This is a genomic window from Mycobacteroides franklinii (genome assembly GCF_002013895.1).
Lineage (GTDB): Bacteria > Actinomycetota > Actinomycetes > Mycobacteriales > Mycobacteriaceae > Mycobacterium > Mycobacterium franklinii.
In genome coordinates, this window is record NZ_MAFQ01000005.1 from 118,262 (window position 1) to 131,637 (window position 13,376).

General features: G+C 62.1%; 9 protein-coding genes. 8 read left to right on the forward strand and 1 reads right to left on the reverse strand.

Annotation, left to right across the window (positions count from 1 at the left end):
* Positions 1 to 67 precede the first annotated feature (67 nt).
* A complete protein-coding gene (locus B4393_RS07610; RefSeq protein ID WP_078333613.1) occupies positions 68 to 268 on the forward strand; it encodes a three-helix bundle dimerization domain-containing protein in 201 nt (66 codons plus the stop codon).
* 4 nt (positions 269 to 272) lie between these two features.
* Here B4393_RS07610 and B4393_RS07615 read toward each other — a convergent pair whose 3' ends face one another.
* Positions 273 to 950, reverse strand: a complete 678-nt coding sequence (locus B4393_RS07615; RefSeq protein ID WP_078333959.1) for a potassium channel family protein — start codon at positions 948 to 950, stop codon at positions 273 to 275.
* A 60-nt stretch (positions 951 to 1,010) separates the two neighbouring features.
* On the opposite strand from B4393_RS07615, the gene B4393_RS07620 reads away from it, so the two are divergent.
* The 7 genes from B4393_RS07620 to B4393_RS07650 all read left to right on the forward strand — a co-directional run bounded on the left by B4393_RS07620 (position 1,011) and on the right by B4393_RS07650 (position 13,223).
* Positions 1,011 to 2,507 (forward strand): potassium/proton antiporter, encoded by a 1,497-nt coding sequence (locus tag B4393_RS07620; RefSeq protein WP_078333614.1) that lies wholly within the window; start codon positions 1,011 to 1,013, stop codon positions 2,505 to 2,507.
* Positions 2,508 to 2,862: 355 nt separating this feature from the next.
* Complete coding sequence (locus B4393_RS27775) at positions 2,863 to 3,258, forward strand: pyridoxamine 5'-phosphate oxidase family protein (protein WP_078333960.1); 396 nt, start codon at positions 2,863 to 2,865, stop codon at positions 3,256 to 3,258.
* Positions 3,259 to 3,268: 10 nt separating this feature from the next.
* Positions 3,269 to 3,547 carry a glutaredoxin domain-containing protein gene (locus tag B4393_RS07630; RefSeq protein WP_078333615.1) on the forward strand — a complete coding sequence of 93 codons (279 nt, stop codon included), beginning with the start codon at positions 3,269 to 3,271 and terminating at the stop codon, positions 3,545 to 3,547.
* 189 nt (positions 3,548 to 3,736) lie between these two features.
* Positions 3,737 to 7,273: a carboxylic acid reductase gene (car, locus tag B4393_RS07635; RefSeq protein ID WP_078333616.1), complete on the forward strand. Its 3,537-nt coding sequence runs from the start codon at positions 3,737 to 3,739 to the stop codon at positions 7,271 to 7,273.
* A 71-nt stretch (positions 7,274 to 7,344) separates the two neighbouring features.
* A complete protein-coding gene (locus B4393_RS07640) occupies positions 7,345 to 10,377 on the forward strand; it encodes a WD40 repeat domain-containing protein (protein WP_078333617.1) in 3,033 nt (1,010 codons plus the stop codon).
* A gap of 164 nt (positions 10,378 to 10,541) precedes the next feature.
* Positions 10,542 to 11,813 (forward strand): lipase family protein, encoded by a 1,272-nt coding sequence (locus tag B4393_RS07645; RefSeq protein WP_078333618.1) that lies wholly within the window; start codon positions 10,542 to 10,544, stop codon positions 11,811 to 11,813.
* 72 nt (positions 11,814 to 11,885) lie between these two features.
* Positions 11,886 to 13,223 carry a hypothetical protein gene (locus B4393_RS07650; RefSeq protein WP_078333619.1) on the forward strand — a complete coding sequence of 446 codons (1,338 nt, stop codon included), beginning with the start codon at positions 11,886 to 11,888 and terminating at the stop codon, positions 13,221 to 13,223.
* Positions 13,224 to 13,376: the final 153 nt, after the last annotated feature.

The window sequence follows — 13,376 nt, forward strand, 5'->3', positions numbered from 1 at the left end:
GGCGGGCCATGAGCGGTGCCGTTCTCGTGGTTGACGAAACTGTAAACGTAGTGCAAATTTTGACCCCGTGGCGGTACTCAGTGAGCAGACAGGGATCAGTGACCTTGTGGAGCAATTGCACGGTCGACATCCAGGCCTGACCCGCGACGTGGTGGAGGCGGTGGTTCGTGCCGAACACTCCCGCTTCGATGACAGCCCGCTGCGCGATTACGTTCCGCTGCTGGTCGAACGGCGTGCTCGCGAGGAACTGGCGCTGCTGAGCCTGTAGCGCGCTAGCGCTCGGGTGACACCCCGGCTCCGTGGATCGCGGCCCGGATCGCATGCTCGACCTCGTTATTGGCGATGAACAGCATCTCGTCGCCCGCCTCCAACACATCCCCGGGGGTGGGCGTCACCACTGTTCCGCGTCGGACCACGGTGACCAGTGCGGTGTTGGGTGGCAAGTCCAGGGCTGCCACGCTCCGTCCCACCAAGGGATTGTCTTGCGGCAGAGTCAGTTTTGTCAGATCGGCGCGGCCCTGGCGCAGTTCCATGAGGCGTACCAGGCGGCCGATGTCGATAGCGCCCTCGATACCCGCCACCATGGCACCGGGCGTGGACACCGCGACATCGACACCCCAGGCCTGACCGAACAGCCACTGGTTACGGATGTCATTGATGCGGGCGACCACGCGGGGTACGCCGAACTCGCTCTTGGCCAGCAGTCCCACGACAAGGTTGGCCTTGTCGTCCCCGGTGGCGGCAACCACGACGTCGCAGGTTTCGATACCCGCTTCCTCGAGAGTGTCCAGCTCGCACGCGTCGGCGTTGAGCCAGTCCGCCCCAGGCACGGCCTGCGGCTCGAAGTTACTGCGCTCTTGTTCGATCAGCAGAATCTTGTGGCCGTAGTCGAGCAGTTCACGTGCGACGGAACGGCCCACCTTGCCCGCGCCGGCGATCGCGACTCGCATCTTCTGATCCGCCACCCCGCTATCGTGCCCTATTAATCAGAGTCAACCGACGGGAACGAAGTGAGCCTGCACCAGCTGTACCTGGACTTGCTCATCGGTGGGCTCGTGTTGCTCGCCAGCATTGTCGGCACCAGGGTCGCGACGCGGATCGGATTCCCCAGCCTCCTGTTCTTCCTCCTGGTCGGGGTCGTTCTGGGTGAAGACGGGCTCGGTCTCGAGTTCGACAATGTAGAGCTGGCCAGGAATGTATGTACCGCGGCGCTCGCGGTGATCCTCGTCGAGGGCGGTTTGACCACCCGGTTTGCCGATGTCCGCAAGGTGCTCGCGCCTGCCGGCGCGATGGCCACAGTCGGTGTGGTGATCAGCACCGTGGTGACCGCGGTCGGCGCGCATGTGCTGTTGCGGATGGATTGGCAGCTGGCTCTGCTGCTCGGCGCCATCGTGTCGTCCACCGATGCCGCCGCGGTGTTCTCGGTGTTGCGGGTTTTGCCGCTACCGCGTCGAGTCGCCGGACTGTTGGAGGCGGAGTCCGGATTCAACGATGCACCCGCCGTGATCCTGGTGCTGATGTTCAGCGTCGTGCCCTTCGTCTTCGAGCCGAAGAGTGCCGCGGTCCAGATCGTGTACGAACTGCTGGCCGGTTCTGCGATCGGTCTACTGTGTGGCTTCCTGGGGGCGATGGCGCTGCGCCGTGTCGCTCTGCCCGCCTCCGGGCTGTATCCGATCGCGACCTTCGGCATCGGGCTGGTCGCGTTCGCGGCCTCGGGCACGGTGCACGCCAGTGGTTTCATCGCCGCGTACCTGGCCGCGGTGGTGCTCGCCAATTCTGGTCTGCCGCACCGATCTGCTACCCGATCATTCGCCGAGGGGCTGGGCTGGCTGGCGCAGATCGGTCTTTTCGTCCTCCTTGGGTTGCTGGTCAATCCCAGCGAGCTGCTCGATGACTTGGTTCCCGCGATCGTGGTGGGGCTGGTCTTGCTGTTGGTGGCCCGCCCGCTCTCAGTGGTGGGATCACTTGTCGGATTTGGTATCCCATGGCGAGAACGGGCATTTCTCTCGTGGGCCGGACTGCGTGGCGCCGTCCCCGTGGTGTTGGCCACCTTCCCGATCGTGGAGGGCGTACCCGACAGCTATCGCCTACTCAACATCGTTTTTGTGCTGGTGGTGGTGTTCACTCTGGTGCAGGGTCCGAGCCTGCGGCCTGTCGCGCATCTACTGGGATTGATCTCCCGGGAGGCCACCCGTGAAATCCAGGTCGAGGCAGCCCCTTTGGATGTCCTGGATGCCGAGTTGCTCACCATGAAGGTTCAACCGGGATCTCGGCTGCGCAATGTCACCATCCTGGAGTTGCGGCTGCCTGACCCGGCCGTTGTCACGTTGATCATCAGGCAGGGCAACACTTTCGTTCCGCTGCCGGACACCCGGATCGAGTCGGACGACGAGCTGATGATCGTCACCACCAGTAAGACTAGGGCGCTGACCGAGTCGCGGATTCGCGCGGTGAGTAGGCGCGGCAAGCTCGCCTACTGGTTCGACGAGTACGGCGACGCGGGCTGATTCGGGCGCCGCACGGCAGGTAACACTGGACGTAATTAGGATAGACGAATAATATAGTTCGGTGACCCGAAATCATGAGCAGGGACTGGGGGTCCTGCATGCGTCGTGGTGCGAGACGGTTGCGATAGCGCAAGCGCTCGCCCTGGGAGACAAGGTGTCCGCGGCGCATATCCTGCGGACCAGTCAGCGCCCGCTCGTGGTTTCGGAGGGCCTGTTGCACCTGCTCTCGGTGTTGATGCGTGCGTCTCCGGCCGGCGATACGGATCGGCTACTTGATAGCGCCCGGGCCTGCACGCCGCCGCCCCCGATACCGAATCTTGTTCCGGTACAACCATTCCAGGAGGTCTCGTACGCAATGTCTACGCTCACCGATGAGATGAAACGGATGCTCGGTTCTCAGCTGGCGATCCTGGCGACCGTGACAGACGGCATGACGCCCAACATCGGTCCGAAACGCTCCCTGAGGGTCCGCGATGATCGGTCCCTGATATTCAACGAGAACACCGGTGGGCAGACCCTGGCCAACATCCGTGCCGGATCAAAGGTTTCCGTCGCTGTGATTGACCGCGAGGCGCTGGACGGGTACCGATTCGTCGGCTCGGCCCAGATTCATGAGTCGGGCCCGGCGTTCGAGGATGCCGTGGCCTTCGCGCAGGAGCGCGGGATGAAACATCCGCGCTGTGCGGTGGTCATCGCCGTCGAGGACATCCACACACTCAAGCCGGGGGCAACCGCGGGCAAGCGCGTGTAGACATGAAGCCATGACGGATCCGCTCCCGGCCCCGGATGAGGTCGTCGTCTACTGGCGGTCGGGCTGCCCCTTTTGCATCAAGCTGCGTACGCAGCTGCGCTTCACCCGGCTGCGCTACCGCGAGGTGAACATCTGGGAATCTCCGGAGGCGGCCGCGTACGTGCGTTCCGTAGCGGACGGCAATGAGACGGTGCCGACCGTCAGTGTTGCGGGTCATCCTTTGGTGAATCCTTCGCGGCGGCAGCTGTTGGCGGCCGCGCGCGAGCACGCACCCCAAGCGTTGCCGTAGTGACGCTGCTCACGCGAGTGGCTGCGCATGCGGACAATGTGGGGCGCCGACCAGCAGAAACATCTGTTCGGCCGGGGGTGATCAAATTGCGCCCACAGGGAATAGTTAGCTTAGGTATGTACTTTTACCGAGTGGGCAGCGACGCCCCCACTCTTACCGTTAACGCCGATTCTTCCGAGGTATGTAGGCATGACTGAAACGATCTCCGCAGCAGCTGTCCCGACAACGGATCTCGAAGAGCAGGTGAAACGACGCATCGAACAGGTGGTGTCCAGCGATCCGCAACTGGCGGCGCTGCTTCCTGACGATGCGGTGACCGAGGCCGTCAATGAGCCCGACCTGCCGCTGGTCGAAGTGATCAGGCGACTGCTGGAGGGTTACGGCGACCGCCCGGCCCTTGGACAGCGCGCCTTCACGTTCGTGACCGCCGACGGTGGGGCAACCGAGATCGCGCTCAAGCCCGAGTACACCACCATCTCCTATCGCGAGCTGTGGAATCGTGCCGAGGCAATCGCTGCCGCCTGGTACGAAGGCGGGATTCGCGATGGCGACTTTGTCGCCCAGCTCGGCTTCACCAGCACCGACTTCGCCGCCCTTGATGTCGCCGGACTGCGCCTGGGCACCGTCTCGGTGCCGTTGCAGACGGGAGCCTCGCTGCCGCAGCGCAACGCGATCCTTGAGGAGACGCGGCCGGCGGTCTTTGCCGCCAGCGTCGAGTACCTGGACGCCGCAGTGGATTCGGTACTTGCGACGCCGTCGGTGCGACTGCTGTCGGTCTTCGATTACCACCCTGAGGTCGACAGCCACCGTGCGGCGCTTGAGGCCGTGCGTACCCGGCTGCAGGATGCCGGCCGGACGATTGCCATCGAGACGTTGGGCGAGGCCCTCGCGCGGGGACGAGAGCTGCCCGCTGCGCCCCTGCCCAGTGCGGATCCCGACGCCCTGCGCCTGCTCATCTACACCTCCGGCAGCACGGGTACGCCCAAGGGCGCGATGTACCCGCAGTGGCTCGTCGCCAACTTGTGGCAGAAGAAGTGGCTCACCGACGACGTCATTCCGTCGGTAGGCGTGAACTTCATGCCGATGAGCCACCTGGCAGGCCGACTCACCCTCATGGGGACCCTCTCGGGCGGAGGATCGGCCTACTACATCGCCTCGAGCGATCTTTCGACATTCTTCGAAGACATCGCGCTCATCCGTCCCTCGGAAGTGCTCTTTGTGCCCCGTGTGGTCGAGATGGTCTTCCAGCGCTATCAGGCGGAACTGGACCGGTCCCTCGCTCCGGGTGAGAGCAATGCCGAGGTCGCGGAGCGAATCAAGGTCCGTATCCGCGACGAGGACTTCGGTGGACGCGTGCTGAGTGCCGGATCAGGTTCGGCGCCATTGTCTCCGGAGATGACGGAGTTCATGGAGTCGCTGCTCCAGGTACCGCTGCGCGACGGGTACGGATCCACCGAGGCAGGTGGTGTGTGGCGGGACGGAGTGCTGCAGCGCCCGCCGGTCACCGACTACAAGCTGGTTGATGTTCCCGAACTCGGGTACTTCACCACTGATTCCCCGCATCCCCGTGGTGAGCTGCGGTTGAAGTCCGAGACGATGTTCCCCGGTTATTACAAGCGCCCCGAAACCACGGCCGACGTCTTCGACGAGGACGGGTACTACAAGACCGGTGACGTGGTTGCCGAGCTCGGGCCGGATCACCTCAAGTACCTCGACCGGGTCAAGAACGTCCTCAAGCTCGCCCAGGGCGAGTTCGTCGCGGTCTCGAAACTGGAAGCCGCATACACCGGCAGCCCGCTGGTGCGGCAGATCTTCGTGTACGGAAACAGTGAGCGCTCGTTCCTGCTGGCCGTCGTGGTGCCGACTCCGGAAGCCCTTGAGCGGTATACGGATTCACCGGATGCGCTCAAGCCGTTGATTCAGGACTCGTTGCAGCAGGTCGCCAAGGACGCGGAACTGCAGTCCTACGAGATCCCGCGGGACTTCATCGTGGAGACGGTGCCGTTCACGGTCGAATCAGGACTGCTGTCGGACGCGCGAAAGCTGCTGCGCCCCAAGCTGAAGGATCACTACGGCGAGCGGCTGGAGGCCCTGTACGTCGAGCTGGCGGAAAGCCAGAACGAGCGACTGCGCCAGCTGGCGCGGGAGGCCGCGAGCCGCCCGGTGCTGGAGACGGTGACCGATGCGGCGGCCGCGCTGCTGGGTGCGTCGTCGTCCGACTTGGCTCCCGATGTGCGGTTCATCGACCTCGGCGGCGACTCGCTGTCGGCGCTGTCGTACTCCGAGCTGCTGAGAGACATCTTCGAGGTGGATGTTCCGGTCGGTGTCATCAACAGCGTCGCCAACGATCTCGCCGCGATCGCCCGGCATATCGAGGCGCAGCGGACCGGTGCTGCGACGCAGCCGACGTTCGCATCGGTCCATGGCCGGGACGCGACGGTCATCAACGCCGCAGAGCTCACCCTCGACAAGTTCCTGGACGAGTCGTTGTTGAAGGCGGCCAAGAACATTCAGCCCGCCACCGCCGACGTCAAGACCGTGCTGGTGACCGGCGGTAATGGCTGGCTAGGACGCTGGTTGGTGCTTGACTGGCTGGAGCGACTGGCCCCCAACGGTGGAAAGGTGTACGCGCTCATCCGCGGCACCGATGCGCAAGCGGCTCGCGCACGGTTGGATGCCGTGTACGAATCGGGCGACCCGAAGCTCTCGGCGCACTACCGTCAGCTGGCGGAAGCGGGCCTGGAAGTGATCGCCGGTGATTTCGGCGATCAGGATTTGGGTCTGTCCCAAGATGTTTGGCAGAAGCTCGCCGGTGAGGTGGACTTGATCGTGCACTCCGGTGCATTGGTGAACCACGTGTTGCCCTACAACCAGTTGTTCGGCCCGAACGTGGCAGGTACCGCCGAGATCATCAAACTGGCGATCTCCGAGCGGCTCAAGCCGGTCACCTACCTGTCGACGGTCGGCATCGCCGACCAGATTCCGGTGACGGAGTTCGAGGAAGATTCGGATGTCCGCGTGATGTCGGCGCAGCGCCAGATCAACGACGGCTACGCCAACGGATATGGCAACTCGAAGTGGGCCGGTGAGGTGCTGCTGCGGGAAGCTCACGACTTGGCCGGGCTTCCGGTGCGAGTGTTCCGCTCCGACATGATCCTGGCGCACAGTGACTACCATGGCCAGCTCAACGTCACGGACGTATTCACTCGGAGCATCCAGAGTCTGCTGCTCACCGGTGTCGCACCGGCCAGCTTCTACGAACTGGATGCCGACGGCAACCGTCAGCGGGCGCACTACGACGGTGTGCCTGGTGATTTCACCGCCGCGTCCATCACGGCGATCGGCGGTGTGAACGTGACTGACGGCTACCGCAGCTTCGACGTGTTCAATCCGCACCACGACGGCGTCTCGATGGATACGTTCGTGGACTGGTTGATCGAGGCCGGCTACAAGATCGCGCGCATCGACGACTACGGCCAGTGGCTCGCCCGGTTCGAGTTGGCGCTCAAGGGATTGCCCGAGCAGCAGCGCCAGCAGTCGGTGCTGCCCCTTCTCAAGATGTACGAGAAGCCGCAGCCGGCGATTGACGGAAGTGCACTGCCGACAGCTGAATTCAGTGGAGCCGTGCGCGAGGCGAAGGTCGGCGATAGCGGTGAGATCCCGCACGTCACCAAGGATTTGATCCTCAAGTACGCCTCCGATATCAGCCTGCTGGGCCTGATCTAGCCGATTGGCGGTGCGGATGTTCGGATCACGGTTCTAGCCACGCTGTCGGTCCCGTCAGCGACAATCGAAACGTGAATGAGTCCTCGTCGCGTGCGCTTCCGACACCTGTCGGTTCGTATTGCTATGAGAACCTCAGCGACGAGGAGTTCCAGAAGCTGTGCCAGGTTGTGATAGCTGGCAAGTTCGACAGGGTTACGTGCTACCCGGTCGGGCAGCGTGACGGCGGCCGAGATATCACTCGGAAGATAGCCAACGGCCAAGTTGTGTATCAGGTGAAGTGGACCAAGAATCCGGCGAAGAACCCGGTCACCTGGCTTGCCAAGGCGGTGGCGAGTGAGTCGGCCAACATCAGAGCGTGGGTCAACGCTGGCGCAACTCGTTATGTATTGATGACTTCGGTCGGTGGTTCTGCGGCGGCAGCAACGGGCCCGAATAGCCACGGCGCCGGCACGATCGACAAGCTAGCTGCCAGGCTCGATACCTACGCCGAGGAGTTCGGGCTGGATTCGATGGAGTGCTGGTGGCGCGACGACATCGACGCGCTGGTTTCAAGACTGCCCGGTTCAGTACTTTGGCGGTTTCAGAAGATGCTCACTGGTCCGGAGGCACTCAGGTTTCTGCTGGCTGCGGACCGGGAAGAGGCACGAGAGGCCGCTGAGTCGCTGAGACTTGCGTCAGAGGCGCGCCAGATTGTCGCGGCGGAGCCTGCTATCGCCCTTCTGGTCGCGTGGGAGGCCCTGCTGCGCGACCAGAACGAATTGGCTGAGTCGGTGTTCAGAGAAGCTCTCGATTTGTTACCAGCGGTGGTCGAGGTTATTCGTCCGCAGGACTACGCTGCGTATCCGAACGCTATTTCCGCTGGCTTTGTGGATGCCGGAACGATATTTATTGCAAACCGGCGTGGCGAGATCAAATTGGGGAGCATTGACAACTTCTACCCAACAACCATCTTCATACCCGGCAGTGGTGACTTGATTGTCGCGGCCCGCCCGGCAGACGGTGCAGTCGTCACATTCCGCGACGGTGAACTGTGCCTGCGAGATTCCAGCGGCAGTATTCTGCATCACCTCCTGCTGTATGACGTTGCGCACCAGCGTGATTCACAGAGGCTTGGCTCAAGGTCGGGTATTTTATTCTCGGACCATGGATCGTGCCTCGTATACGACGGCGACCGGGGCTGGATCGTGAGCATTCCTGACGGGTCGCATGTGATGACGGTTGCACATGCATTTAGGTTTCCTCCAGACACATTCAAAGTCGTCCTCGACGCAAGTGGAGCATTCGTAGTAACCATTGGTGACTTCGTTGCACGAGTTTGGACATCGGACGGCTCGCCCGTTTGTGAGCTGGAAAACGGGCGCACGTGGGAGGCGTACGTCCTTTCGGATGGAACGATTGTCGCTGGGGCAGTGGACGGTAAAGGTACGACCTGGGACCTGACGGGGGCGAGGAAGGCTGTCTTTCGTGTCGCAGAGCCGGGGGACATGGACCTGGGCATTCTTGCGGTGGACTCGTGCCAGGGCTACTTCGCAACCACCCCAAGAACTGGTTCAGTAGTGGAGGTTTGGTCATCGACTGGGGCGAAGCTGGGATCACTTCGTCAGGCCCAATATAGAGGCGCGTTATCGGGGGACTTTTCTTCTGATGGCGCGCTGCTGGCCCTCGGAAATAGTGGCCGCACCGTCCAAGCTTGGCACTGGAACTCCGCAGACGGAGCCATCGCATTGCATGGCCATCGGAGCGACGTCTACATTGTGGCATTTCACCCAGCTGACCCATCGATATTGCTCAGCGTAGATCGCTTAGGCAAGGTGCTGCTCTGGCGTTTAGAGATCCAGCCGGAGTACGCACTTCCCAGGCATAGTCGCGAAATTGCTTCTCTCACAACGTTTAGGGGATGGGTCTTTAGCGAGGATGGCCTCGCGGCGACAGCATGGTCGCCCGCGGCAGGATCAATTGTCATTGGTGGAGCAATACGTGCTTTGTACCATGCTCCTGACGGGAAACGGTCGTATGCCCTTCTGGTTGATAAATGCGGAGTGGGACGGCTGTGGAGAATTACGAACAGTTCAGATCCGCACTGTTATGCAGAATCGCCATCCCATCTCAAATTCAGTGACAGGGTGTTCGACAAGCAGGTGATAGCCCCCGATGGCCAGCACGTGGTGCACATAAGTGAGGAAAAAGCCACGTTATGGTCGGTATACAAGGGTCAGACGATGGATGTACGTGGTCCGGACCCGCGGCGCGTCGACCCCGGTAGGAAAGTGGTTGGTGCGGTTTTCCGGCTCAACGGAAGCCAGGTTGCCGTTGCTTGTGAGAATGGGGCCGTATGGATATGGGGCCTTGACGGTGAACTTCAAACGACGTTCGTGACGGATCGCGGCTCTCCAGATGCAACGTTCGACGTGGCTGCTGACCCGAGAGGGGAATTCATCGCTACGGCGGTCCGAAATGAGGTCGGCTTATGGAACTGGGAAGGCAATCAGATCGCTAGACTGCCCGCCGCCGGCTACAAGGTCTACCGCGTCGCGATATCGGACGACGGCGAACGAATACTAACGAAATCCGTGTACCCAGATGCGCTGGAACTTTGGGACCGAGATGGACAGAGACTGGAGCTCCTGGATCGAATAAATTCCGCTGTTGTGGGAAGCTTTCACTTCGATCCCCGATGCCGCTACGTGGTTTTCACGGACAGCGGAGGGCTATCGATTGTTGACTGGAACGGTTTGTACCTTGCGCGGCTGGCTGGCCCATTCATGAGCGGACTTTTAGACAGCGCGTACTCACCGGGAGGGGATCTCATTGCTGCGTTGTTTGATGATGGCATCACACGGATATGGAGTGTGCAAGAACACCGGCGGACTAAGTCGCTCCGAATGGCAGATGCGCAGAGGATCACGTTCAGTGCCGATGGAGATGCCCTGCTTGCTGGGCTCCGAACAGGACTGATCAAACGTTATGTGCTCGCAGTCGAAGATTTGTTTCAGGTGGGAGCGCATCGTGTCACGCAGACACTTGAACGCGATGAGCGCGAACGATTCGGCGTAGACATTCCTCGATTGACTGCCGACGTGTTACGCCAATACCGCTCCACCTAATCACTGAATCTAGGGGCGGCCAAGAAGTGCTCGCGTTCGTTGGCTCACTGTGTTCATCGGCGTGTCCGGTTCAGGCAAAAGCTAGGGCACGCCAGCCGATCTCGTCGCCAAGCGGCCGACGCTGACCGGGGAGCACCGCGTGGTTAACGGTTAGGCTTTCGGCCATGGCAAAGAGGCCCGGCACTGTTCTGGCGGGAGCGGCACTCACGGGTGCGGGGACTATGGTGGCCGGGATTGCCGGCTCGGCTGCCGCACTGCGTAGCCCCGCGGTGCTGCGGCGGCTGAACATGTGGGCCGCGCGTAGGTTGACCGATGAGCAGCGTGCTGACCGGTATGCCGCCATCCTGCCGACCCCGATCCTGGGCCGTGGCTTCTACGCCGACCCCGGCGATCTCGAAGGCCGGGTGAATGGAGACGTTGTCCGCCAGCAATACATGCGGCCGCGTGTGGCGTTCCCGGGGGTCACCATCCGACGATTCATGGTGCGCTCGACCGATACTGCGGGTAGTGCCGTTCCCGTGACGGCCACGCTGATCGAGCCCAACCGCCCATGGCGGGGCCCGGGTGCGCGGCCTGTGGTGGTACGCAATCAGCCGATCAACTCGCTGGGTCTCAAGGCTGCGCCTTCCTACCGGTTGGAACGCGGCATGTACATCGACGTGCCGCCGTTGATGCCGCTGCTACTGGCCCGAAACTATGCCGTCCTCGTACCCGACCATGAGGGTCCACGGATGGCATACTCGGCGGGCGTCATGGCCGCCCACGCGGTGCTGGACTCGGTACGCGGAATGCGAAGAATACGAGGCGATCTCGTTGAGTCACCGATGGTGATGGACGGGTACAGCGGCGGTGCCATCGCTACGGTGTGGGCGGCGCAGGAGCAACCGACTTACGCGCCGGAGCTGAGATTCAATGGGGCCGTCGCGGGTGGGACACCAACGGACTACGCCCTGCTGTACCGGACTATGAACGGCGCCTTAGGTTCTGGGCTCTTCGCCGCGGCCATTATCGGACAGGCGCGCGAATACCCCAGCATGATCGAACTTTTCGGGGATTTCGCGTTCTACATGTCGACTCTTATCAAGGATCTGCCGCAACCGGCACTGGCGGCGGCCGGGGTGGCGCGGATCAACCTCGACGTCTTGGCCGCCATCCCGGCACCTTTCGACTCGGACATCGCGCGGAGTGTGATCGCCGCGAACAAGCCGGGTGCGACGGCACCGAGCATGCCGACCTTGCTCTATCACGGTTCGCGGCACCGGTTCATGGGTGATCAGTTCATCCCTGAAGAGGGCGTCACCGAGTTGGTCGAGAGCTGGCGCGCAGACGGTGCGACGGTGGATTACCTGCCTGTACCCGGCGAACATCTGATCGCCGCCGGTTGGGCGATGCCCAGTGTCCTGCGCTGGATGCGAGATGCCCTAGGGGATAGGTAACCCGCGAATCAGGATGTGACTCAGGGTTTTCCCGGAGGCGGATTCGCCCGCGCGGCGGCTAGGCTCGCGAGCATGGCAACCATTGCGCCCGAGCATTCCGGCACCTCCGAGGATGATGGCGCGCAGACCCCGGTGCGATGGACCTGGCTGCAGAAGCTCGGATTTCGGCTGCTGCTGACGATCGGTGGCGGGATCCTGCTGCTGTCGGTGTACGACAACCTCGGGTTGTTCGATCTGTTCGAGCCGGTTCTATGGCTGACAGCGCAGATCGGAAGCTTGCTCACCCGCGGACGCGGTATCGAACTCACCCCGTCGTCCGGAGGCGACCTGGTGTGGTTGTGGTGCTACCACCTTGGTTGGATTGTCATCGCGCTGGTGATCACCGCGATATGGACGGCGCTGGACCGTCGTCGGCGGAACTACCGGCGTCTGGCGGCCTCGCTATGGGTATTCGCTCGGTACGGTCTGGCCCTGTCGATGATCATCTACGGAATGGCCAAGGCGATTCCTACGCAGATGGGGTACATGGCCCTGCCCGATCAACAGCTGCAATTAGTCGGTGACACAAGCTTATTCAAGACGTTGTGGGGCTTCATGGGCGCCTCGGAGCCGTATTCGATAGCCACCGGGCTCGTGGAACTGGTGGCCGGGTTGCTGTTGTTGTGGAATCGCACCTGGGTGCTGGGCGCCCTGGGATCCGTCTTCGCCATGGCTCAGGTTTTCCTGCTCAACATGACCTACGACGTTCCGGTCAAACAGGTCTCGGGAGAACTGTTCTTGATCGCAGTGGCTGTCACCGCTCCGCTATGGCCCAACCTCGTGCGGGTTGTCCTCAATCGCAGCGGCACACAACCGGTGCGGCTGTGGCCGGCTCTTGGTTCCGACCGGCGATGGTTACTGAAGACGGGCATCGTACTCAAGTTCGGTCTGGCGGCAGCCTTGACGGCGCAGGCCGCGTCTCTGAGTGTGCTTGTGTACTCGACGTACAAGACGCCGACCTCGAGTCTCGACGGTGTTTGGCGTGCAACATCATTCACCATTGATGGACGTCAGGCAACTGTGAACCAGGTCAACCCCGCGCCGTGGTCCAACGTGGCCATCACCTATCGCAACAAGGTGGAGGAATTCGGTGTGGAGGCGTTCGTTGCTCAGACGCCCGACGGCCGCACCTCGCGGTGGATGTTGGAGATCAACGGTGACCAGATCGAGTTGCGTAAGCGTAAATCCAATGCACCGCAACAGGTTCTTCACATCGGTCAGCCCGGCCCGGATCGGCTGGTGCTCACCGGTGAAGTGGAGGGCAAGCAGATTGCCGGGATCTACGAACGCCGGTTTATGGACCGCAGCAAGTACGGCTTCCGGTGGGTTCAGCCGGAGATGGATCCGGATTCGGTGGGGACTGAGGAGTAGCCCGCTGCAGGGGGCATGAGGCACCAAGAGCTATTTCTGAACGAGTATTCCATTCCCAAATTTGGTTGATATCAAGGCATTCGGCGTTGCCAGACCGGGGCGGACCAAGATTGCCGATTGTGTCGTACATGGCGCATCGACGTGGTTTACTCG